At 74.7% G+C, this 21,426-nt stretch carries 21 protein-coding genes; 14 read left to right on the top strand and 7 right to left on the bottom strand.

The window, feature by feature from the left end; all coding sequences use genetic code 11:
* The 3 genes from BU197_RS30295 to BU197_RS07170 all read right to left on the bottom strand — a co-directional run.
* A partial coding sequence (locus BU197_RS30295; protein ID WP_317453378.1) for an ATP-binding protein occupies positions 1-3,279 on the bottom strand: 3,279 nt, incomplete at its 3' end.
* A 96-nt stretch (positions 3,280-3,375) separates the two neighbouring features.
* Positions 3,376-4,209: a phosphoenolpyruvate hydrolase family protein gene (locus tag BU197_RS07175; protein WP_317452279.1), complete on the bottom strand. Its 834-nt coding sequence runs from the start codon at positions 4,207-4,209 to the stop codon at positions 3,376-3,378.
* Positions 4,210-4,319: 110 nt separating this feature from the next.
* Positions 4,320-5,570 carry a Tm-1-like ATP-binding domain-containing protein gene (locus BU197_RS07170; RefSeq protein ID WP_188267369.1) on the bottom strand — a complete coding sequence of 417 codons (1,251 nt, stop codon included), beginning with the start codon at positions 5,568-5,570 and terminating at the stop codon, positions 4,320-4,322.
* 134 nt (positions 5,571-5,704) lie between these two features.
* Here BU197_RS07170 and BU197_RS07165 point away from each other — a divergent pair, with 134 nt between their 5' ends.
* Entirely contained in the window at positions 5,705-7,234 is a 1,530-nt protein-coding gene (locus tag BU197_RS07165; protein ID WP_188267368.1) for a PLP-dependent aminotransferase family protein, read from the top strand.
* 184 nt (positions 7,235-7,418) lie between these two features.
* Here BU197_RS07165 and BU197_RS07160 read toward each other — a convergent pair whose 3' ends face one another.
* Positions 7,419-7,904, bottom strand: a complete 486-nt coding sequence (locus BU197_RS07160) for a DUF2000 domain-containing protein (protein ID WP_188267367.1) — start codon at positions 7,902-7,904, stop codon at positions 7,419-7,421.
* On the opposite strand from BU197_RS07160, the gene BU197_RS07155 reads away from it, so the two are divergent.
* Positions 7,903-8,733, top strand: a complete 831-nt coding sequence (locus tag BU197_RS07155; protein ID WP_223183009.1) for an AraC family transcriptional regulator — start codon at positions 7,903-7,905, stop codon at positions 8,731-8,733. The two genes, BU197_RS07160 and BU197_RS07155, sit on opposite strands and share 2 nt — an antisense overlap.
* 122 nt (positions 8,734-8,855) lie before the next feature.
* Here the strand turns inward: BU197_RS07155 and BU197_RS07150 are convergent, their stop codons facing one another.
* From BU197_RS07150 to BU197_RS07140, 3 genes are all read right to left on the bottom strand, one after another.
* Entirely contained in the window at positions 8,856-9,470 is a 615-nt protein-coding gene (locus BU197_RS07150; protein ID WP_188267365.1) for an isochorismatase family protein, read from the bottom strand.
* Between the two features lie 106 nt (positions 9,471-9,576).
* Positions 9,577-10,092, bottom strand: coding sequence for a helix-turn-helix transcriptional regulator (locus BU197_RS07145; protein ID WP_188267364.1), 516 nt, complete (start codon positions 10,090-10,092; stop codon positions 9,577-9,579).
* Positions 10,093-10,206: 114 nt separating this feature from the next.
* The gene (locus tag BU197_RS07140) at positions 10,207-10,677 is read right to left on the bottom strand and encodes an STAS domain-containing protein (RefSeq protein WP_188267363.1); all 471 of its coding nucleotides are present in this window, start codon (positions 10,675-10,677) and stop codon (positions 10,207-10,209) included.
* A gap of 433 nt (positions 10,678-11,110) precedes the next feature.
* On the opposite strand from BU197_RS07140, the gene BU197_RS07135 reads away from it, so the two are divergent.
* The 12 genes from BU197_RS07135 to BU197_RS07080 all read left to right on the top strand — a co-directional run bounded on the left by BU197_RS07135 (position 11,111) and on the right by BU197_RS07080 (position 21,421).
* Positions 11,111-11,905: a hypothetical protein gene (locus BU197_RS07135; RefSeq protein ID WP_188267362.1), complete on the top strand. Its 795-nt coding sequence runs from the start codon at positions 11,111-11,113 to the stop codon at positions 11,903-11,905.
* 129 nt (positions 11,906-12,034) lie between these two features.
* Entirely contained in the window at positions 12,035-13,168 is a 1,134-nt protein-coding gene (locus tag BU197_RS07130) for a hypothetical protein (protein ID WP_223183010.1), read from the top strand.
* Positions 13,169-13,179: 11 nt separating this feature from the next.
* Positions 13,180-13,572: a hypothetical protein gene (locus BU197_RS07125; RefSeq protein ID WP_188267361.1), complete on the top strand. Its 393-nt coding sequence runs from the start codon at positions 13,180-13,182 to the stop codon at positions 13,570-13,572.
* Position 13,573: 1 nt separating this feature from the next.
* Complete coding sequence (locus BU197_RS07120) at positions 13,574-13,852, top strand: hypothetical protein (protein ID WP_188267360.1); 279 nt, start codon at positions 13,574-13,576, stop codon at positions 13,850-13,852.
* A 2-nt stretch (positions 13,853-13,854) separates the two neighbouring features.
* Entirely contained in the window at positions 13,855-14,346 is a 492-nt protein-coding gene (locus BU197_RS07115; protein ID WP_188267359.1) for a hypothetical protein, read from the top strand.
* 128 nt (positions 14,347-14,474) lie between these two features.
* A complete protein-coding gene (locus tag BU197_RS07110) occupies positions 14,475-14,825 on the top strand; it encodes a hypothetical protein (RefSeq protein ID WP_188267358.1) in 351 nt (116 codons plus the stop codon).
* Positions 14,822-16,507, top strand: a complete 1,686-nt coding sequence (locus tag BU197_RS07105; RefSeq protein WP_188267357.1) for a hypothetical protein — start codon at positions 14,822-14,824, stop codon at positions 16,505-16,507. Before BU197_RS07110 ends, BU197_RS07105 begins: the two co-directional genes overlap by 4 nt.
* Complete coding sequence (locus BU197_RS07100; RefSeq protein ID WP_188267356.1) at positions 16,507-16,845, top strand: hypothetical protein; 339 nt, start codon at positions 16,507-16,509, stop codon at positions 16,843-16,845. The genes BU197_RS07105 and BU197_RS07100 overlap by 1 nt, the downstream gene beginning before the upstream one ends.
* 9 nt (positions 16,846-16,854) lie before the next feature.
* Entirely contained in the window at positions 16,855-17,235 is a 381-nt protein-coding gene (locus BU197_RS07095) for a hypothetical protein (RefSeq protein ID WP_188267355.1), read from the top strand.
* 3 nt (positions 17,236-17,238) lie between these two features.
* Positions 17,239-18,567 (top strand): baseplate J/gp47 family protein, encoded by a 1,329-nt coding sequence (locus BU197_RS07090; RefSeq protein ID WP_188267354.1) that lies wholly within the window; start codon positions 17,239-17,241, stop codon positions 18,565-18,567.
* On the top strand, positions 18,564-20,813 hold the full coding sequence (locus BU197_RS07085; protein WP_188267353.1) for a hypothetical protein: 2,250 nt from the start codon (positions 18,564-18,566) through the stop codon (positions 20,811-20,813). The genes BU197_RS07090 and BU197_RS07085 overlap by 4 nt, the downstream gene beginning before the upstream one ends.
* Complete coding sequence (locus tag BU197_RS07080) at positions 20,810-21,421, top strand: hypothetical protein (protein WP_188267352.1); 612 nt, start codon at positions 20,810-20,812, stop codon at positions 21,419-21,421. The genes BU197_RS07085 and BU197_RS07080 overlap by 4 nt, the downstream gene beginning before the upstream one ends.
* Positions 21,422-21,426: the final 5 nt, after the last annotated feature.

The following is a 21,426-nucleotide window of genomic DNA, read 5'->3' as shown; positions in this document are numbered from 1 at the left end:
CTGCTCGCCGCGCCGGGCCAGCACCCGGCCCCAGGCCCGTCGGGCGGCGCCGCTCTGCGCGGGCAGACCGAGCCGGGACGCCTCCCCGAGGGCCTGCCGGGCGGCCCGCTCGGCCTCCGCCGTGTCCCCTGCCACGAGGGCCGCCTCCGCGAGGAGTTCGAGATACCCGGGGCGCAGCGAGGGCTGGAGCCCGGCCAGGTCCGGGCCGCCGCCCGCGCGCAGCAGGACCTCGCGGACCCGGTGCGGGTCCCGGGCGGTGGGGACGGCGTAGGCGAGGAGGCAGCGGGCCTGGGTCGCCCACCAGCCCTGCGCGGTGCCCACCGTGGCGGCGGCCTCCTCTGCTTCGGCCAGCGGTTCGGGGTCGCCGAGCGGACGGGCGTGCAGCAGGACGGTGGCGCGGATCGCCCGGCTGAAGCCGAGGAGTTCGGCGCCGCCGAGGGTGCGGGCGACGCCCAGGGACTCCTCGGCGAGGGCGAGGGCGCGGGCGACCCTGCCGGTCAGGAGATGCACGTACGCCGAGCAGAGCAGGAGTTGGGAGAGCGCGAAGGGCCGTCCGGTGCGGCGGGTCATCGCGATGCCCCGGGCCGTGTGCCGCTCGGCCGCCTCGAACCGTTCGAGGAAGACCTCGGTCCAGCCGAGCCGTACGAGGGACTCGGCGTGGTCGGCGAGCCCGCCGTCGGTGAGGGCGTCCGCCAGGGCCGCCGCCTCCCGCGCGTGGCCGCGGGCGAGTGCGGTCGCCCCCTCGTACGCCTCACCGAGGCCCGCCAGGGTGAGGGCCTCCGTCACGCCCGGCTCGTCGCTTCGCCGCCGGGCGTCCGCCAGGGTACGGGCGACGACCGGGCGCACCTCGGGGTAGCGGGCGGCGAAGAGGGCCCGGCAGCCCCACTCCACGACGAGCCGGTTCCGCAGGTCGGGGCGGGGGCCGGGGGTGCGCTCCAGTTCCCGGCGGAGCAGCGCGTCCGCCTCGGGGTAGCGGCCGAGGTGCCGCTCCATGAAGGCACAGAGCAGAACGGCGGAGGTACGGAGTTCGGCGGTGTCCGGGCCGGGGATGACCGGGCCGAGGGGGGTTGGGCCGAGGGGCGTTGGGCCGAGGGCGGCTTCGCCGGGTGCGGCTTCCCTGGTGGCGACTCCCCTGGTCGCGTCTTCGCGGGTCGCGTCTTCGTCGGGGCCGAGGCTGTCGACGAGGTGGTGGAGGAGGTCTCGGCCTTCCGCTACCCGGCCGGCCGAGGCCAGGGCGCGGGCTCTTCGGAGTGTCAGGTCCCTGCGGGTCGCGCGGTGTTCGGGGGTGTCGGGCAGCAGGGTGAGGACGGCGGCCAGCCAGTCGGCGGCGCGGGCGGGGTCGGCCGCGCCGATGCGCCCGGCGGCCTCGATCAGTTGGGCGGCGGCCACCGGGTCCCAGGTCGTCATGGCACGGACGAGGTGCGGGGCCCGCGCGGTCACCGGCGCCCCGGCCAGCGCGCGGGCCGCCTTCCGGTGCAGTTCCCGGCGGCGCCAGGGGTCGAGCGCGGCGAGTACGACCTCCGCCAGGGCGGGGTGCCGCAGCCCGAGCCTTCTCCCGTCCGCCCCGGCCCGGACGAGATCACGCCGTGCCAGGGCCCGGAGGAGGTCGTCGAGAGGGGCGGGGCGCGGGGTGGAGGCGAGCGGGGCTCGGGCGGCGAGGGCGGGGCCCGGCTCCGGGCCCCGGCACGGGCCGTGGTCCCCGCCCGGCGGCAGACCTCTCTCCCAGCACGGGTCAGGACCCGGTGACGGGTCCCCCGGACCTTCCGGTGCGGCCGACGGCTCCGTCGACGGCTCGGACGGGTCCGGGAGCCGGTCGGCGGCCCAGTCGGCCCAGCCGTGCGCCTGCCCGTGGGCCGACCAGCCCGGGGACGGAGCCGTCGGCGGGCCCGCCGAGCGGCCCGTGGGCCCGCTCCGGGTGGCCCGCCCGTACTCCCCGTCCCGTGTCGGCGCGTCCCGTGTCGGCGCGTCCTGGCGCCCGGCCGCCTCCCGGTCGTCGTACGCCCGGCCGTGGGCGGCCCGGTCCCTCGGCGGGTCCACGGGATCGGGCCGGTCGGCGGGGGCTTCCGGCGGGGGGACGGTCTCGGTCACCGCCGTGAGTAATTCGGTGGTCGCGTGCCCTTCGAGGACGGCGAGGGCGTCCACCACCGCCCGCTCGGACGGGGTGAGCGGGGCCAGTTCGTCGAGGACGGCCGCCGCCGGTCCCGTGCCGGGCGGTTCCTCCGGGTGGGTGCGCAGGCGGGCGAGGGCCCGGTGGTAGAGCGGGTTGCCGAGGCTCGCGGTGTGGAGGGCTCGGGCCGGTCCCGGCGCCAGTCCGGGCGCGAGCGCCTCGATTCCGTCGTGGGCCGCCAGCGGGCCGAGCGGAAGGCGGGTCAGGGCCCCGCTGTCGGCCCCGTGGGCGAGCACGGCGGCGAGGGCGGGCGGGGTCTGGCGTTCGCGCCGGACCAGGACGAGCAGGACGGGAGCCCGGCGCGGCTGCCGGAGCAGTTGATCGACGAGGGCGACGGTGGCCGGATCCGCGCGGTGCAGATCGTCGAGGACGAGGACGAGCCCGGGGGCCGGAACCGCGCCGAGCGCGTGCGCGATCCGACGCACCCGGGCGGTCTCGGACAGGCCACCCGGGCTCCTGCCACCCGGCCCCGAGTCGCCCCTTCCGGCGCCCGTCGCTCCTTCGTCACCCGGTCCCTCCCCGCCCCCTCCGAGGGTGCCTGCTCCCCGGCCGTCCCATCCGGCGTCGCCCGGCCCCCCGCCGGCCGATCCGGGGCCGGCCGCTCCCCCACCGCCCACTCCGGCACCACCCGCACCCTCACACACCACTCCGGCACCGCCCGCACCCCCACGCCCCGGCCCGGCGTCGCCCGTCACCCGTTCCCCCGCCACCCGGCGGTCCCGCACCGGCCGTTCCCCCGCCGCCGGAAGGTCCGCGCGTCCTGGATCCGCCGCGTCCTCGACCAGGTCCGCGAGCGTGGACAGCTCCGGGTGGGACGCGCGGTCGTGGTGGTCGAGTCCGGCGAAGGCGTCGGCCCAGGTGTGGAAGGGGGCGGCGGTGTCGCCCCGGGCCGCCCGGCCGTGCAGGAAGGCCGCGCCGCGCCGCCGGGCCCGTATCGCGAACTCGGCGGCGAGCCGGGTCTTGCCGATGCCCGGCTCGCCCGTGATGTCGACGGCCATCGGGCCCGCTCCCCCCGCCCGGCCGCGTAACAGCGCGTCGAGCCGGTCGAGTTCGCCGGTCCGCCCGACGAAGGGCGTCCGGTCGGAGCACCCCGGGTCCGCGAATGTGTCCACGTGCCGTCCCCCTCGTCCGGTCGTGCGGCCGGGCGGCCTGATTCCGCCGCTCGTTCACCGTGCCCTCAGTTGTACGGCACGGCGCCGACATCGGCTTCAGCCGGTGGCCAACGCCTTGAAGGCGCGGGTCTGTTCGGTGATGGCCCGCTCGGTGGGGAGGCGTTCGATCGACGAGGCCCCGAAGAAGCCGACGACTCCGGTGGTGTGCTCCAGGACGTAGCGCGCGTCCTCCGGTTCGGCGATGGGCCCGCCGTGGCACAGGACCAGGATGTCGGGGTTCACGCGCTTGGCCGCGTCGTGCATCTCCTGGACGGCGGCTGCCGCCCCGTCGAGGGTGAGGGCGGTGCCCGCGCCGATGGCCCCCTTGGTGGTGAGTCCCACATGGGGCACGAGGACGTCGGCCCCCGCCCGCGCCATGTCGGCCGCCTGCTCGGGGTCGAAGACGTACGGGGCGGTGAGCAGGTCGCGCTCGTGGGCGGCGCGGACCATGTCGACCTCCAGGCCGTATCCCATGCCGGTCTCCTCCAGGTTGACGCGGAACGTGCCGTCGTAGAGGCCGACCGTGGGGAAGTTCTGCACGCCGGCGAAGCCCATGGCCTTCAGCTCGTCGAGGAAGAGGTCCATGCGGCGGAACGGGTCGGTGCCGCAGACGCCCGCGAGGACGGGCGTGTCGCGGACCACGGGCAGCACCTCGCGGGCCATGTCCTGGACGATCGCGTTGGCGTCCCCGTACGGCAGGAGTCCCGCGAGGGAGCCGCGACCGGCCATCCGGTAGCGGCCGGAGTTGTAGATGATCAGCAGGTCGACGCCGCCTTCCTCGGCGCACTTGGCGGAGAGGCCGGTGCCCGCTCCGGCGCCGACGATCGGGCGTCCTGCGGCGACCTGGGCGCGCAGCCGGTCGAGTACGTCCTGACGGCTGATGGTGGTCACGGTGGTCACTCCTCGGTGGATCGGGTGGGGGTGTGGTGCCCCGGCGGGTCGGCTCGGGGGCTCGGCTGGTGGCGGGTCCGGGTGTTCGGACGAGGCCGGGCGGTGGCGGCTCAGGCCGTGGCCGCGCGCGCGTTCTCCGCGATCATCTGGTGGAGGCGGTCGGCCATGGCGACCGCGAAAGAGGTGTCGTTGACGTGCGCGTCGAGTTCGTGGACGCGGACCGTGCCGCCCCGGACGGCGGTGCGCAGGGCGTCCAGTCCCGCCCGGTCGGCCGTCTGGTCCTCGAACGGCCCGGCGGCCGTGTCCACGGCGGAGAGTCCGCGCAGCGGCCAGAAGACCTCGGCGGGGCCCCGGGCGTTGCGGAGTTTGCGGCCCATCGACCGGCCGAGTTCCGCCATCTCGGCCGATGTCGTGCGCATGAGGGTGACGGTGGCGTTGTGGATGAGCAGCCGCCGGTCGGCGAACCGCTCGGGCACGGTCGCGGCCGGTCCGAAGTTGACCATGTCGAGCGCTCCGGGGGCGACGACCTGCGGGATGCCCATCACTCCGGCCGCGGTGAGCCGGGTCGGTCCCGCGCTGAGCACTCCGCCGACGAGTTCGTCGGCGAGTTCGGTGGTGGTGAGGTCGAGGACGCCGTCGAGCATGCCGTCCCTGGCGAGCTTCTCGACGGCCCGGCCGCCCGCGCCGGTGGCGTGGAAGACGAGCACCTCGTAGCCGAGTTCGGAGAGCCGGGCGCGGGCCGCGTCGACCGCCGGGGTCGTGACGCCGAACATGGTGGCGGCGACGACCGGCCGGCCCCGCCCGGCGGGCTCGTCGTGGTTGCGCTCGTGGCGGCGGGCCATCCCGGCGGCCGCGGCGGCGGCGTTGCCGAGGACCTGGCAGGAGACGGAGTTCAGTCCCGAGATGTCGACGACGCTGTACATCAGGGTGAGGTCGCTGCTGTCGACGTAGGGGGAGACGTCTCCCCCGGCCATGGTGCTGACGAGCACCTTCGGTACGCCGATGGGCAGCGCCCGCATGGCCTGCGCGGCGAGGGCGGAGCCGCCGCTGCCCGCGGCGGCGAGCACGGCGTGCAGTCGGCCCTTGCGGTAGAGGTCGGTGAGGACCCTCGTCAGGCCCTGGGCCATCGCGGCGACGGCCGCGCCCCTGTCGCCCGCCGTCCTCAGTGCGGCGAGGTCGTGGCCCCCGGCGCGCGCGACGACGTCGGCGGCGATGTCGGGCGTCGGCCCGTGGGCGGGTGGCGGCATGACGCCGGCGTCGACGAGGAGGACCTCGCTGCCGTACTCCCTGAGCCGCTCGCGCAGCCAGGCGTACTCCTCGCCCTTGGTGTCCAGTGTGCCGACCAGCACGACGGTCGCCATGCCTCCACCTTTCTCCCGGGCCTGTCCCCGGATCTCCCGGTCCTGTCCCCGGTCTCGATCATCCGCCGGGCGATCTGCGGCGACAACGACCAGTCGGGCAGGATTGGCCTGCCTCTTGGGACACCATGGGGGCTATGGCCAGGATTCATTCCACCCGTTTGTCCCGTCTCCTCACCGGTTGGGCGTCGGAAGGGACCGGTCCGCTCCCCCGGCGGCTCGCGGACGCGCTGCGGGAGCTGGCCGAGCGCGGGGACGTGGCGGGTGGCACCCTCCTGCCCTCGCAGCGGGAACTGGCGTCGGTCCTCGGCGTGAGCCGGTCCACCGTGACGGCCGCCTACGGGCTCCTGGAGAGCGAGGGGCGCCTTGAGAGCGTACGGGGCAGCGGTTCGCGGCTCCGGGCGTCGGGGGCGCCCGACGGATACGTGACCGAGGGCAGGCTGGTGAGCTTCGACGCCCGGGTCCGTACCGGGGGCGGCGCGGACCCGGTCGATCTGTCGAGCGGGGCGCTGCCGGGGCTCGGGACGGTGGCCGAGGCGGTGGCCGCCCTGTCCGGAGAAGGGCTCGGCGCGCTCCTCACGGAGGACGGCTACCACCCGTACGGCCTCCCGGCGCTGCGGGAGGGGATCGCCGCGTACTACCGGGCGGCGGGGGTGCCGACGGAGGCGGAGCAGATCCTGGTGACGGCGGGCTCGCAGCAGGCGGTGTGGCTGGTGGCGCAGGCGCTCGTGGAGCCGGGGGACACGGTGGTCGTGGAGGACCCGACCTACCGGGGCGCCCTGGAGGCGTTGCGGGCGCGGGGTGCCCGGCTCGTCCCGGTGGGCGGGGACGGTCCGGGCGGGGAGGGCCCGGCGGCGCTGCGGCGGCTCGCCGGGCACGCGCGGCCCCGGCTCGTGTACCTCCAGCCGACGGTGCACAACCCGACGGGGCACACTCTGGACGAGGCGGCGCGCCGGGAGTGGCGGCGGGTGCTCATGGACCTGGAGCTGTTCACCGTGGAGGACACGTCCTGCGCGGAACTGTTCCTGGGGGCGGCCGGGAGCGCGGGGGCGGCGGCGGTCGGTGGCGCGTTCCCTGGCGGAGAGCGGGCGGGTGCTCCCCGGGTGGCGGACCAGGCGGGCGAGCCTCTGGCCGAGGCCGCTCCGGTGCCGCTCGCGGCCGGATTGCCGATGGGGTCGACGGTGACGGTCGGGACGCTCTCCAAGCTGTTCTGGGGTGGTCTGCGGGTGGGCTGGATCCGTTCGTCGCCTCAGGTGGTGACGCGGCTGGCGCAGATCAAGACCTCGGTGGACCTGTCGTGTTCGATGCTCGACCAGCTCGTCGCCGTACGGCTGCTCGACCGGCTTCCCGAGGCACGCGCGCGGCGCCGGGCCGTGCTGCGGGAGCGGCGGGACGCGGCGGAGGCGCTGCTGCGCGCGCGGGCGCCGCACTGGGAGTGGACCCGGCCGGAGGGCGGTTCGGCCCTCTGGGTGCGGGTCCCGGGCACCGACACGGAGGCCCTCGCCCAGCTGGCGCGCCGCCACGGTGTGTCGGTGGTCCCGGGTCCCGCGTTCTCCCCCGTCGACGGCTTCAGGGACCGGCTCCGGCTGCCGTACGCACGCGGCACGGACGCCCTGGCAGCGGCCCTCCCGGTGCTGCTGGAGTGCGCGGAGCGGGCGGGAGGCTGACGGCCCCGGTCCGGCCGCGCCCGGACGCACGAGGCGGGTGCCCCGGACCGGGCGGCGTCAGGGTCCAGGCGCGCGTCCGGCTCGGGGCGCGTCCGGCTCGGGGAGACGTCCGGCCGGGGCGCGTCCGGGCTCAGGGACGCGGTCGGGGGCAGGGACGCAGTCGGGGTCAAGGGGCCAGACGGGCTCAGGGATGCATACGGGCTCCCTTGAGTACCTTGTCGACGGCGTTGCGGGGTCCGTACACGGCGAGACCCGCGAGGTCGAGCGCGGTCGTGGTCACCGCGCGTACGGCGGCGCGGTTGTCGCGGTCGTTGCCGGTGGCGAAGAGTCCGGTGGTGAAGACGGCGACCGGAAGGGCGCGGGAGAGGGCGCGGGCACGAGCGGCGGCGAGGTGCTCCTTCGTCCCCTCGAAGACCAGGACGGGCTGGCGGAACATCGGGAGGTACGGGGTGCCGTCGGCGTCGGCGTACGGCTCGCCGATCACCTCGGGGAGCCGGGTGCCGAGCCCGCTGACGAGGAAGGCGGTGACGTTCAGCCGCTGCCAGGTCTCCAGGTCCTCCCGCAGCAGGACGGCGATCTTGGTGTCGAAGCGCACGGGCGCGTGATCGGTGGTGGTCATGCCCCGAGCGTGCCGCCGGGGTCCCGGGGACGTCTTGTACATTCCTGGCATGGTGAACGGGCAGCGGGTCTCGGCGTGGCGGCCACGCGTCCCCGGCATCGTGGAGGTGTTCCACGCCCGGTTCACCGCGCACGCGTACCCGATGCACGTGCATGACGTGTGGACGCTGCTCATCGTCGACGACGGCGCGGTCCGGTACGACCTGGACCGGCGCGAGCACGGCACTCCGGGCGACACGGTGTCGCTGTTGCCGCCGCAGGTGCCGCACAACGGCTCGCCCGCGACCTCCCGCGGCTTCCGCAAGCGGGTCCTGTACCTGGCTCCGACACAGCTCGACGCGCGCCTGATCGGCGCCGCCGTGGACGCCCCCGATCTGGTCGATCCGCTGCTGCGCCGACGGGTCGGGCAGTTGCACACGGCGCTGGCGGAACCCGGGGACGCGTTCGAGGCGCAGTGCCGTCTCGCGTTCATCAGCGAACGGCTCGACGCCCATCTGCGGCCCCGCGTGCCCACGCGCGCGCGTGCGCAGGCCCCGGGGGTGGCGGCCGCTCTGCGGGAACTGCTCGACGAGCGGCTGGTCGAGGGGGTGACCCTGGACGAGGCGGCGGGGCTGCTGTACGCCCATCCCACCCATCTCGTACGGGCGTTCAGCCGCGCCTACGGCATCTCCCCGCACCAGTATCTGACGGCCCGCCGCCTGGAGCGGGCCCGGCGGCTGCTGCTCGACGGGATGCCGCCCGGGGAGGTGGCGGCGGCGACCGGTTTCCATGACCAGCCGCATCTGAACCGCTCGTTCAAACGCCTTGTGGGCACGACGCCGGGCCGGTTCGCGAGCGGTGACGACGAGCAGACGGGCCCGCTTCCGGAGCGAACGTCCTGACGGGCGCCTTCGGGCTGCCGACGGGCACCCGGCCGGACGGGGAGAGCGGGGGCGGCCGGGCCCGCCCCTCACAGCCCGTCGCCTCGGCCCGCCCCCTCACCTCATCGCCTCGGCCCGCCCCCTCAGCCCGCGACCGGCGCCGTGAACGTGACGTCGGCCGTGGCGGTCGTGGTCTCCGCGTCGCTTCCCAGGGCGTACGCGGCGACCCGGGAGACGACGGCCGCCGGGATGGCCTCGCTGATGCCCGGGGCCGCCGGGGCGTCCTGGGTGGCGTGGGCGTCGTGCGGGAGCACGACCCGGTAGCCGCGCGCGAGGGCCGTGCGGGCCGTCGCCTGGACGCACATCTCCGACATCACCCCGCAGACGGCGAGCGACCGCACTCCGGCGTCGGAGAGCACCGTGCCGAGGTCGGTCCGCGCGAAGCCGTCGTCCCGCGGTTTGCGGATCACCGTCTCGCCGGGGCCCGGCCGGACCGGGTGGTGGAGTTCCCAGCCCGGCGTGTGGGGCTCGTCCGGCGCGCCGGGCGCCCCGTCGTTCTGTAGATGGACGATGAACGCCCCTGCCTCGCGGGCCCGTTCGATCAGGTCCGCCGTGCGCTTCTCCAGGCGGTCGGCGTCCGGTACGGCGCCGGGCCCCGTGACGAAGGCGGATTGGACGTCCACGACGATCAGGGCGTCCACCGGGCCCGGGAAAGGGACGACGGGGACGGACGGCGACGGGGGCGGGGAGCTGGTCATCTTCTCATCATCGGCCTCAAGGGCCCCTGGTGCCACGGGATTTCACGGGGCGGACCCGGAGCGCCGGGGGAACCCGCACTCGGGGCGGCCGGAGATCCCGTCGCCGTCAAGGCTCCCGCTCCTCGGTCCACCGCCAGAAGTCGACCATCATCCGTTCGTACCGGATGCCGAACTCCAGCGCCTCGCGCTGTCCCCGGCTCAGCCGGGTGCCGGTCTCCCCGGCCAGCGCCTCGTACGCGCCGAGGGTCCGCCGGTGCTCCTCGATCTGGACCGGGGCGTGGATGTGCGGGCTCGCGCCGAACCAGAGCTTGAGGATGCCTCCCTCGCGCGCCTCGACCGGGACGAAGGCGGGGTCGGCGAGCCAGCCCCGCAGGACGTCCCCGCCTTGCTCCGTCAAGCGCATCAGCCGCCGGTTGCGGCCGCCGCACTGGCGTACCTCCGAGAGCAGTCCCGCTTCCAGGAGGCGGTCGCACTGCGCGTAGACCTGTGCGTGCGGCATCACCCGGAACGGCGTCGCGGTCCGCGCCGCCTCGACCTTCACGTCGTACGGGCTGGCCTCGCCCAGCTTGTCGATGATGCCGAGCACCAGGAAGGAGGGCGTGGTCAGCCGGACTTCAGACATGCGGCCGACGGTACCGCGACGGCCCGGGACGGCGGCTCGGAACGGCGGCTCCGACCGGCGGGTCGGCCCTTCGCGGGGTGCGCGAGGGCCGTCCGCCGGAAGAGGTCCGCCCTCCTACCGGAGCGGTCTCACGCCCCCGGACCCGGTCGGCCGGGGCTCGGCGGGCACCCGGCGCACGGGTACCACTCCGGCGGCGAGCCCGCCGGACGGGGGCTCGGGCCACGCCTCCCCCAGCGCGTTCGACCACTCCCTCGGCAGTGCCGGCTGCGGGCACAGCAGCTCGCCCAGGGCGGCGAGGCGGATCAGGCGCAGGATCGACGGCTGGTCGCAGACGAGCCGCCAGCGCGCACCGCGTCGGCGCACGCCCCCGGCGCAGTGCGCCAGGAGGCCGAGTCCGGTGGCATCACAGAAGGCGAGGCCCCGGATGTCCAGTGTCAGCTCCTCCGACTCCCGGACGAGGGCGTCCAGTTCGGGGCGCAGGTGTCGTACCAGGACGAGGTCGAGTTCGCCCCTCAGGGCTGCGATCGTGGTGCCTCCGGTCGAGCGGACGACAAGGTAAGGGTCATGACGGGGAATCAACTGCATCGGATGCTCCACAGGGCGGCTCCATGTGTCGCTCCGAGCCTGGCCGCCCTTCCGACGGGAGGGACGTTTCGCCTCGGTCGCTATCACCTGAATCGGTGAATACGCGGACCATCTCTCCTCGTACGCCCATCTGAATGTCGTACGGACGGACGTGAATCGCCGCGGCTCGTCCGCGGGGATCGGCACGGCTCGCGTACGGGGATCGGCACGGCTCGTGCACACGGATCACCACAGCCCAGGCCCAGGCCCCGGCACCAGCACCAGCACCAGCACCAGCACCAGCACGCGGGTTCCTCGCCCGCCGAAACGCGTCGCGGGTGCCATCACTCGATAGGCGTGTGTGCTCGGCCCGCACGGCGCAAGAAGTCTTGTCATGGTTCATTCCGATATGAGTCCCTGGGAGGGCCACCCCGGAGCGCCGAGAGGAGACACCATGGGCGCGGTCCAGGACCTGGCCCTGATCCAGCTCTCCGACCCCTCGGCGCTCGCCGCCCTGCTCGCTCCCCGTGCCCTCCTCCTCGTCGAGCGGACGCACGACCTGGAGCACGAGACGGTCCACGAGGTGAAGGCGCTGCGGGTCACCGGCATCGAGCTGGCCCGGCCCGTCCACCCGCTGGGCCGCCGCACCGGCTACTGGAGCCAGGTGGTCCCCTCGATCACCCGGGCCGACTTCGGCTGGGAGGGCGAGACGGCCACGCCCCTGTGGATCGACGTACTGGCCGACGTCGAGGTCGATCTGGTCGTCGAGACCGACGCGGCCGGGCTCGACTCGCTGGTCGTGCGGGCGGTGGACGACTACGGGACGCTGGCCGAGTTCCAGTCCCGATTCACCACCCTCGACCTGCCCGCCTTCATGGCGAGCCACGGTCTGGTCACCGTCGAGGACCTCAAGGAAGCCGGGGAGTACCTGCGCGCCGAGGTGCGGATGCGGCACCCTCCCGTCTTCGACCCGGGCGACCCCGCGAACCTGCGGACCGCCCGGCTCGCCGCCGCCGTCCTCCTCGGGGACCGCACCGACGTCGGCGCGGCCCTGCGCGCCGCCCGGAGCGTCGGCGCGGCGGCCCGTGACAGCCCCCTGCCGCCGGGCGGTCTCGGGGTCCGTACCGCCGCGCACGCCCCGGTCTGCGCGTTCCCCGCCTCCGCGCCGCCGCCTCCGCCCGCCCCGACCCAGGCACAGATCGACGCCCTGCTCACGGGCGCGGGCATCGCCCCGCTCTTCCTCACCTGAAGCCCCACACCGGACGCCCGAGACCCGACGCCCGACATCCGGACACCGGACTCCTGAGACCCGACACCCGACGCCTGCCGGCCCGACCACCTGCCGGCCCGACGCCCGCCCCCGAAGGAAGCACGCTTCATGGCCACCCCTCCCCCCAGCCCCGTCCGTTACATCCGCGTCAAGACCGAGGGCCGGCTGTTCGCCCCGGCCGTCCGCGCCTACGGCAACGTCGCGATCGTCGGCGCCGTCACCGAACCGGCCGACCCGCCCGCGGGCAGCTCGTTCCTCCAGCCCAACGAGCCCCGGCTGTTCACCAGCACAGCCGACGCGCGGGCGCAGGCGCCGGGGGTCCTCGGCGACTCCATCGCCCTCGCCCTGACACAGGAGCCGGGCCCCAGCCAGGTCTGGGGCGTACGGGTCGCCGCCCAGGCCGACTACGCCGCCACGCTGAACGTGGTGGGCTCGCTCGACGTGCAGCTCGTCGCCATCGCGGGCACCCCGCTCGCCGCCGCCGGGGGCACCCCCACCGACGCCATCGCGAAGCTCGCCGAGCACGTCACGGGCCCCTTCAGTGACGGGCTCGAACGCATGGGCATCGCCATGCTCGCCAAGGGCGCCTCCGATCCGGCCGTGGTCACCGGCTCCCTGGCCACCTCCCGCATGGTCTACGTGGCACACAACAGCTCCGAGGACGTGGCGGCGGCCGTGGCGGGCACCATCGCCGGATACGAGCCGCACGTCTCGATGCTCCTCAAGCCCGTCAAGGTCTCCTCCGACCCGTTCACCCCGCAGCAGCTGATCCAGCTCAACGGCTCCGAGGCGGAGAACTCGGGCGGCCCCGCGGGCAAGGGCGTCAACTGGCTGGTGCAGCCCTCGCTCATCCCCGGCGAGAGCATCCACCTCGGCGAGGGTTACACCGGCGCGCCCGGCGACAAGAAGTACATCGACATCGTCCGCACCATCGACGACATCACGTTCCGCCTCAAGGCCTCGCTGATCGCCACCATCGGCGAGCTGCGGATCAGCCGCTCCGGGCTGCGCGCGCTGCGGGCCGAGATGGAGGCGGTCCTCGAACCGCTGCGGCAGCGCGGGGTGATCGAGGGGTACGAGATCCTCCTGCCGATCCTGGTGCTGCTCGACAAGCCGCAGCCCACCGACGCGGAGCGCAAGCTCGTCAACCGCGCCCAGGACGAGCGGGCCGTCGAGGCCATGGTGACCGTCGACTACGCCGGGGCCCTGCACCGGCTCAACATCACGCTGAAGTTCGAGTAGGAAGAACCGTCATGACCGACTGGAACACCCGGCTGGAAGTGAAGCTCGGCGCCCGCACGATCACTCCGATCACCAACTTCTCCCCGTCGTTCAACGTCCCGCACACCGTGATCCACAGTCTGGAGGCCGACGGCGTCGGCTATGTGCGCCAGCCCTTCACCTTCACCTTCACCCTGACCATCCCGGCGGTGGCGTCCGCCGTCGCCGATCTCACCGAACTAGCCGTCAACGGCACCGAGTTCTCCATCGCGGTGGCCGAGAAGAAGGGCACCGACTGGGCGTTCTCCGCCCTGAAGTTCAGCCGCTGCGTGGTCAGCGCGGCGCAGCCCAGCACGGTGACCGTCGACGGCGTGCCCCAGGCCAACTTCACCTGCATGGCGCTCAACGTGGGCGTGGAGGACTGACGTGACCGGCGACGAGGAGGAGTTCGCCGCCGTCGACGCCTTCACCGGCGGCGGACGGGTCGACCGGAGCGGGATCGCGCTGGTCCACGAGGGCGAGTACATCGTGCCCGCGGCGGGCAGCGAGGCGCTGGTCTCCCGCGGGGACGGGCCCGGGACCGTGGTCCACTACCACTTCCCGGTGGAGGTGGAGGTGGTCGGCGCGCTCCAGGACCATCACGTCCGCAGGGTCGCCGAACACGTCTTCGCCGAACTCGACCGCGAACTCGGCAGCCGGGGATAGCCATGTCGGAGAAGGTGCTCGTCGGCACGGTCCCGCTGCTGTACGTGCAGAGCGTCACCATGACCGAGGGCTACCGGGTCGAGCGGGTCCTGGGCAGCCGCTTCTCGCAGGCCACCCAGCCCACCACCAAGACCATCGCGATCGAGGCCATGCTCCTGGGACCCGAGCGGCACGCCGTCCGCAAGGCCCTTGAGGTCATGGCGCTGGCCTCCCGCGCCCTCATGGCGGCGGCCGCCCCCGCGCTCGCGGTCACCGGGATCCCCGTGGTGTGCGGACTGACGCTCAGCCCGGACATGCAGATCACCGACCTGCGGTTCACCCAGAGCGTCCAGAAGCGGGACGCCTTCGACCTGTCGCTGACGCTCCAGTACGTGCCGCGCTCCAGCCTGACGGCGCTGATCGGGGAGGTCGCCGACCTGGTGATGAGCGCGGGCAGCGCGGGGGTGCCCAGCGTGCCCGCCCCGGGCCCGGTACCGCGCACCCCGGGCCCATGACCCCCGCGCCTCCGCCCCGCCCACACCGGGGCTCCCGCCCGTACACCGTCCCCGCGCCCACCCCGCACCCCTCGGATCGCCACTCCCGTATCCCCGTCCCGTATCCCCGTCCCCGTGAGGAGGCAGTGATGCCGTCGAGCCTGCCCGTCGATCCCGACGAGGGCTTTCCGCAGAGCTTCCGGCTCCGCTTCGGCGACCACGTCTACCGGATCGAGCTGTACGTCAACGCCGCCGAGGAGATCCTGCTCGACGGCGCGCTGCTCGATCTGCTCGCCGACGGGCCGTTCCTCGTGGTGGCCGTGGGGCGCGAGGAGCCCGGCGGGCTCGTCCCGCTGTTGCGGCGCAAGGCCGTCCGGGGGCTGCCCTGCCCGGCGGGCGGCCTCAGCCTGGTGTTCCGCGAGGCCGTCGTCGCGGTACGGAACCTCAACGGCGCGGGCTCCCACGGCTCCCGGGTCCGCGCGGAGGTGCTCGCCGCATGAGCTTCGCGATCCGCTACAGCCTCACCGTGGACGTCGACGAGAAGAAGAAGGAAGGCTCCCTCCCGGGCGCGGTCGCCGAGGCCGCCGGTTCCCTCCTCGGGCTCGGCGGGCTGCCCCTGAAGGTCTCCAACGACCTGTTCGGCGGGGCCCTGATCCTCGACGCCGACCTCACCGTCACCATGAACGAGGGCGCCGTCGCCGGAACCTTCGACCTCGTCCTGGTGAACGTCCCCGGCGACACCGTCGACATGCTCCGGGGGAAGATCGCGTCGACCCCGCTCAAGGCGACCGTGCGGCTCGGCTACTTCGACGAGCCGGGCAGCGGGGAACGGCCCGTGATGGAGGGCCGGGTCACCCGGATCACCTCGTGGATCGCGGAGGACGGACTGACCCGGCTGCGTCTGGTCGGACAGGACGCGGCCGGATTCGCCCTGCGGACCATGAAGGCGGCCGAGCACCGGGCGGACTCCTGCGACGCCCTGGAGTTCGCCGGGAAGGTCGTCCGCGCCGCCGGACTGCACCTGGCGAAGGGCTCCGAGCTGAAGGCCGACCTCACCGACTACACGGTCAACAATCCGACGGCCCTCGCCGCGCTCCGCGACCTCGCGGGCACCGTGCCCGCCCCGGTCGTCATCCGCGACCGGACGGTCTACCTCGGTCCCGCCGTGGGCACCGACGACCCCGCCCCGGTCCCCTTCCACCCCGATCTCAACCTGGTCGCGTACGGCGACGCCCAGGGCGACGACACCGCCGCCGTCGCACCGAGCGAGGAACGGCCCCCTCCGCTCACCTCCGTGAACCTGACCGTGCTCGGCCATCCCGACCTGCGGGTGGGACAGACCGCGACCATCGGGGGCGTCGACCACGCGCCCAAGGGCCCGCTCCGGATCCACCAGGTGGTGCACCGCTTCAGCGGGCGCGGCTACGTCTGCGAGGTGCGGGTGGTGGCCGCCGCGCCCGGCGAGACCGTCGAGGTCGTCGACGGCGGGGTCCAGACGGTCGTCGACCGGATGGAGGAGCGGTCGGAGCGGGAGCGCCGGGCGCGGCCCTCCGTCGACGTCGGCGAGGTCACCTCGTACCGCCCGCGCGGCCATCAGGTGTCGCTGAAGTACGGCCAGTCCCCGCCGCCTTCGCAGGCGGCGCCCAGCGTGACCGGGACGATCGGCGACGACGTCCTGCTGGACAAGCCGGTCGCGGCGCCGTTCGCGTTCGGGCCGTGCGGTCTGATGACTCCGGTCTATCCGAAGATGCGGGCCCTGCTCGCGCACAACCGGAACCTGGTCAACGACGCCGCCGTGGTCGGCTGGCTGTGGCCCCGCACGCCCGGCGCGACCGCCCCGGCGCCCCAGCCCGGCGACCACTGGCTCGCGCTGCCGACCCGGCTCGGCACGGACGGCATGCCCGAGGGCCCCGGCGTCAACGACCTGACCGACGCCAAGGGCGGCCGGATCATGCAGGCGCGCGGACTGCGCGTCGTCGTCGGCACGCCGAAGCTGCCCCCGGTGGGGACGCGGCCCACCCCGCCGGACGACGACTCCCTCACCATCGAGCACCACACCGGCACCACCATCACGGTGGACGCCTCCGGTGCGGTCACCGTCAGCACCTCCGGAAGGAAGATCATGCTCAGCAACGGGACCGTGAACCTGGCCCTCGACGGCCCGTCGGTGCGGGTGACCTGATGCCCGAGGTCCTGACCGCCGCGTCCACCCTCCAGTGCGCCCACCGGTCGCCGCTCGTGGTGGTGCCCTCGCAGTCGGCGCTGACCGTCGACGGACAGCCGGTGCTGCTCGTCGCCGATCTGCTGGCCGCCACCGTCCCCGCCTGCCCCAACGTGGGCACGGGACTCACCCCCTGCGGCAAGGTCACGGCGCTCACCGCGGGCACGAGCACCCTGCTCCTGGTGCACGGCGCTCCGGTGGCCCTCGCCACCGCCCGGGGCACCACCGCCGCCTTTCCCGTACCCCCCGTGGGCTGGCAGGTCGTCTCGGCCGGCCAGAACCGGCTGATCGCCGACTAGGAGCCGTCGATGGATGTTCTCGGCCATGGGCTGCTGCTCGACGACGGCGATCTGGTCCTCGAAGACGGCGACCTCGCCCCGGTGTCTGGGCTCGCCAATCTGGCGCAGGCGCTGACCCTGCGGCTGCTCACGCCGTACGGCTCCGACCGCTTCCACCACCTGTACGGGCTGAGCGTCGAGGAGGCGTTCACCCGCCCCGGGGTGGTGGGCGAGGTGCGGGATCTGCTGCGCCTGGAGATCGTCAGGACCCTCGCCGCCGATCCGAGGGTCCACGAGGTGACCGGGGTGGAGTTCGCCGAGGACCCCACCCGGCGGGTCTGGTCGGTCTCGGTGCTCGTGGAGGCCGTCGACGGCCGGACCGCCGCCGTGTCGGCGGAACTGGAGGTGTGAGCCATGACGTTCGGCGTCACGGACGACGGATTCGTCCTCAAGGGCATCGACCAGATCCTCGCCGAGAGCAAGGCACGCGCGCGCGTGGCGTTCGGCGAGGACGTCGACCTGTCGCCCACCGGCACCCTCGGCAAGCTCCTGGAGGTCGTCGCGGCGGAGGACTCCGAGCTGTGGAAGCGGATGGAGGCCCTGTACTACGGGCAGTTCGCCGCCACCGCGACCGGCGCCGCCCTCGACCTCCTCGGCCAGGACGCAGGGCTCGAACGGCACCCGGGCCGCCGCTCCGGGACGGTCACGCTGACCCTGGGCGGCGGCGACCCCGGCCGGGTCTACGTGGTGCCCGAGGGGACGCTGCTGCTCACCGAGGTGGTGCCCGACCCGGGGACGTCCCTGGCCTTCTCGACCCAGTCGCCCGCGCTGCTCACCGCCGCCGCCCCGGTCGTCCCGGTCGAGGTGCGGGCCCTGGAGCCGGGCGACGCGCCGGTGCCCGCCGACACCGTCGACCGGGTGCATCCCCGGCACGCGGAGGAGTACCTCGCCGACTGGGGGGCGGCGACGCTCACCGTCACCAATCCGGCGCCGTTCGACGGCCCGGTCCCGGCGGAGGACGACGAGGCCTACCGGGCGCGGCTGATCGCCCTGCCCCGGAACCTGTGGACCCCCGACAGCGTGAAGCAGGCCGCGCTCGGCGTGGAGGACGTCCTGGACGCCCGGGTCTCGGACGAGCTGGGCGGGGTGGACGTGTCCCAGGTCTTCTTCGACGGCTTCGACTTCGACGAGCGCACCTTCAGCGCCGAACGGCGGGTGGGCGAGCCGTACTTCGCCGATGTGGCGGTCGCCCACCGCGGCCACCGGCCGTGGCTGACGACCGAGACCGACGGGGTCGTCGTCCGGGGCGTGCGGGAGCTGGTGCGGGAGGCGGTGGAGCGGGTCCGGCCGATCGGCGTCCACCTCGACGTGGTGGAGGCCGACCACATCGAGGTCGCGGTCCGCGCCGAGATCGTCCTCGCCGCCGGGTTCGCCGCCGACGCGGTCCAGACCTCCGTGCGGGCGCGGCTCGCCCACGACCTCGCCCGGCTGCGGCTCGGCGACGACGTGCTGTACGCGCGGGTGATGTGCGCGCTCGCCGAGCAGCCGGGCGTGGACGACGTACGCAACCTGCGGCTGCGGCGCTGCCCGCCCGCCTTCGGCAGGTTCGGCTTCGGCGAGGTGCCGTACCAGCTGGGCCTGGTGGAGGCGGCGGTCGGCGAGAGCCTGGTGATGGGCCCCACCGAACTGGCCGTGTTCGTGACCTCGTCGGACCTCACGGAGCTGGAGGTGGTGCCCCGATGAGCCCCCCGCCCCCGGGCCCCGGACCCGCCGGAGCCGCCCCCGCTGCCCCGGCTCCCGCCGATGTCGCCCCCGCCGCCCCCCGTCTGGCCGTCGCCGACATGGCGCTGCGGCTCACCACCCCGTTCGCCCGGGGCGCCGACCGGCTGGAGCTGACCGTCCGGGGGCAGGCCGTCGACCCGTACGACTTCCATGTGCACCGCGCCCTGTTCGGGGACACCCCCCGGCCGCTGTACGTACTCCAGGCCCGTGCGGACGTTCCCGCCGACACCGTGGTGGTCTGCACGGTCGCGGACGGCCCGTCGGTGCGGCTGCCCCTGCCGGAGGGGCTGCCCGCCGGGACGACGGCGGCGCTCCCGGCGCCCGCCGGATTCCTCACGGGCATCGCCACCTCCACGCTCACCGGCCCCCAGGAGCAGTGGTGGCGGCTCACCGCCCTGCTCGGGACCCTGTCCAGGCTGCTGTGGGTGGCCGGCTGGGAACGCGACCATCTGCGCCGCCAGCTCGCCCGTACCGCCGCCCAGCGGTCCGTGGGGCAGGCGACGCGGGCCGCCCTCGGGCTGCACGGCGCCGGGCTCGGCCTCACCCGCTCCCCCGGCGAGGACGACACCGCCTACCGGCGGCGGGTGGCGCTCGCGCGCCGCTGGACGCTGCCGACGCCCGCCGGGTTCACCGCCGCACTCAACGCCGCCGTCGGCCCCGTCGGCGGCTTCGACGACCCGCTCGTCGCCGACGACGCCAACGCCGAACTGCGCCGCGGCCTGCTCGCGCTCCGCGTCGTCCCCGTCACCCTGCTCCCCGGCCGCTCCATCGACGCCGAGGGCCGCACCGGCGGCACCCCGCTGCCGCTCGCGGAGGGCTACTTCGACCCCTACTTCCTCGTACCGGTCGACACCGCCCTCACCGAGGTCGGCCCGCCCCCGCCGGGTCCCGTACCGGCGGGGACCGATCCCCCCGACCCCGGGCGCGTCCAGCCCCCGGTGGCCGGGGCGCTGCGCCGCCTCGCCGGGCTGCTCACCGGGCGGGCCCTGGTGACCTCCGGTTTCGACCCGACGGCCCCGGACGCCCGCGCCACCGGCCGCGCGGTGCTCCTGGCCCATCCGACGGCCTCCCCCGGCCGGCTCGCGGCGCTGGCCCACCGGGCGGGCTTCGACCTGGTGACGCACCGGCCGGACGGACTGGTGTACGCGGAGTGCTCGCCGGGCGAGCTGCTGAGTGTCGACACGGGCGCGGGCGCGGTCGCCGAGGGTGGGCAGCTGACGGTGAGCATGTCCCCGGCTCCGCCGTCGGGGGCCTCGGTGCGCTGGTGGGTGGTGCGCTGCGGGGCGGGCGGCGGCGCTTTCGCCGGTGCGGCGGAGGGGACGTCGGTCACGTTCACGGGGACGGCCGCCGGGCGGGTGATCGTCACGGCGGAGCTGCGGTTCGGCCCGCACACGCTGACCGCCTCCCGGGAGATCGTCGTCCTTCCCGCGCCGCTGTCCGACGGGCAGGCGATCGGCGCGGACGGCACCCGCAACCCTCCCCCGCCCGCCCCGGGCACCCCGCTGGACCCGGTGTTCCTGGTGCGGCACGACGACCCCCGGGTGGAGTACGGCACCGATCCGAACCACCATCTGATGCGCCGGGAGGTCGCCGGGCGGCTCGACGCGCTGCTCGTGCTGCTCGCCGGGACGGCGGGGAAGCCGGTCGTGCAGGCGGCCTACACGCCCGGTGGCACTGGTCTGCCCCTGGCGGGCCGAGAGCTGCGGCTCACCCATCCGAGCGTGGCGGCGGGGCCGCTGGCCGTCCTGGCGCACCGGGCCGGGTTCGACTACGTCCGGGTGGACGGCGGGGCGGTGACGGCGTCCCAGGCGGAGGGCGAGCCGGTCGGCGTCCTGGCCGAGGGGCTCGCCGACGGAATCCTGGAGGTGGGCGCCACGGCGAAGCTGACCGTCTCGCCCGCCGAGTCGGCCGTGGGCACCCTCGGGGTCCTGTCCTGGTCGACCGGCGACGGCGCCGCCTCGCTGCTCACCACCGCGCCGGGCGAGATGTCCGTACGCGGTGAACGGCCGGGTCCCGCCTGGGTGCAGGCCTCCTACCGGCTCGGCGACAGACCGGGCGTCTACCAGGTCGCCCTGCGCCTGCGGCCCGAACTCTCCGGCCACGTCCTCACCCCCGCCCAGCGCGAACTGATCACCGGCCTCCTCGGCTCCCTGCATCCGCTGGGCGTCGAGGCGGTCACCAGGGAACTCACCGGAGGGTCGCCATGACCGACATCACGTTCACCCCCGCCTTCAAGCACATCACCTGGGTCGACAACCGCGACCGGGTGGCGGCGGGCGGGCCGAACGGCTTCAACATCCGCTTCGATACCCTCCAGAAGGACCTGGAGGCGCTCTCGGGCGTCGTCAAGAAGATCGACACCGCGATCAAGGCGACGGGCCAGCAGCCCTCGGTGCAACGGAAACTGACCGTCACCCCGGCGTTCGCCCCGGTCACGCCCAATCCGGGCTGGAACGTGGACTCCTTCGGGGTGGCCGTCCGGCCCGAGTCCCAGGCCAGCGTCAGCGGAATCGTCACGGTCAACCCACCGGACGGGGTGCTTCTCACCAAGTTCCGTGCCGCGGGCGGCAATTCGGGCACGGGGACGCTCCGCGTCGGTCTCTTCCGGGCCCCGGTCACCAGTACCTCGTCCTCGGATCTCCTGGCCCGGGTGACCGGCGCCGGCTCGTACGACGACTCGCCGGACATCGCCCAGGCCACGGGCCGGGTCGACATGAACGCCTTCCGCTACTTCGTGATCGCCAACCTCAGCGGGGCGGCCGGCACCGACACGGTCACCGTGACCACGATCCAGATCTCCTACACCATCGGCTGAACGGA

This window comes from Streptomyces sp. CBMA291, assembly GCF_014596525.1.
In the GTDB taxonomy this organism is placed as follows: Bacteria; Actinomycetota; Actinomycetes; order Streptomycetales; family Streptomycetaceae; genus Streptomyces.
Note: the sequence above shows the minus strand (reverse complement) of the source record. Positions and strands in the feature narration are given on the sequence as shown.

What these genes read in the sequence shown, in the direction of transcription:
- BU197_RS07100 (WP_188267356.1), top strand. Translation starts at nt 16,507, where the DNA reads ATGCCCGAGGTCCTGACCGCCGCGTCCACCCTCCAGTGCGCCCACCGG.
- BU197_RS07140 (WP_188267363.1), bottom strand. Translation starts at nt 10,677, where the DNA reads ATGCAGTTGATTCCCCGTCATGACCCTTACCTTGTCGTCCGCTCGACC.
- BU197_RS07095 (WP_188267355.1), top strand. Translation starts at nt 16,855, where the DNA reads ATGGATGTTCTCGGCCATGGGCTGCTGCTCGACGACGGCGATCTGGTC.
- BU197_RS07160 (WP_188267367.1), bottom strand. Translation starts at nt 7,904, where the DNA reads ATGCCAGGAATGTACAAGACGTCCCCGGGACCCCGGCGGCACGCTCGG.
- BU197_RS07145 (WP_188267364.1), bottom strand. Translation starts at nt 10,092, where the DNA reads ATGTCTGAAGTCCGGCTGACCACGCCCTCCTTCCTGGTGCTCGGCATC.
- BU197_RS07170 (WP_188267369.1), bottom strand. Translation starts at nt 5,570, where the DNA reads ATGGCGACCGTCGTGCTGGTCGGCACACTGGACACCAAGGGCGAGGAG.
- BU197_RS07130 (WP_223183010.1), top strand. Translation starts at nt 12,035, where the DNA reads ATGGCCACCCCTCCCCCCAGCCCCGTCCGTTACATCCGCGTCAAGACC.
- BU197_RS07090 (WP_188267354.1), top strand. Translation starts at nt 17,239, where the DNA reads ATGACGTTCGGCGTCACGGACGACGGATTCGTCCTCAAGGGCATCGAC.
- BU197_RS07150 (WP_188267365.1), bottom strand. Translation starts at nt 9,470, where the DNA reads ATGACCAGCTCCCCGCCCCCGTCGCCGTCCGTCCCCGTCGTCCCTTTC.
- BU197_RS07105 (WP_188267357.1), top strand. Translation starts at nt 14,822, where the DNA reads ATGAGCTTCGCGATCCGCTACAGCCTCACCGTGGACGTCGACGAGAAG.
- BU197_RS07135 (WP_188267362.1), top strand. Translation starts at nt 11,111, where the DNA reads ATGGGCGCGGTCCAGGACCTGGCCCTGATCCAGCTCTCCGACCCCTCG.
- BU197_RS07165 (WP_188267368.1), top strand. Translation starts at nt 5,705, where the DNA reads ATGGCCAGGATTCATTCCACCCGTTTGTCCCGTCTCCTCACCGGTTGG.
- BU197_RS07110 (WP_188267358.1), top strand. Translation starts at nt 14,475, where the DNA reads ATGCCGTCGAGCCTGCCCGTCGATCCCGACGAGGGCTTTCCGCAGAGC.
- BU197_RS07115 (WP_188267359.1), top strand. Translation starts at nt 13,855, where the DNA reads ATGTCGGAGAAGGTGCTCGTCGGCACGGTCCCGCTGCTGTACGTGCAG.
- BU197_RS07085 (WP_188267353.1), top strand. Translation starts at nt 18,564, where the DNA reads ATGAGCCCCCCGCCCCCGGGCCCCGGACCCGCCGGAGCCGCCCCCGCT.
- BU197_RS07155 (WP_223183009.1), top strand. Translation starts at nt 7,903, where the DNA reads ATGGTGAACGGGCAGCGGGTCTCGGCGTGGCGGCCACGCGTCCCCGGC.
- BU197_RS07080 (WP_188267352.1), top strand. Translation starts at nt 20,810, where the DNA reads ATGACCGACATCACGTTCACCCCCGCCTTCAAGCACATCACCTGGGTC.
- BU197_RS07125 (WP_188267361.1), top strand. Translation starts at nt 13,180, where the DNA reads ATGACCGACTGGAACACCCGGCTGGAAGTGAAGCTCGGCGCCCGCACG.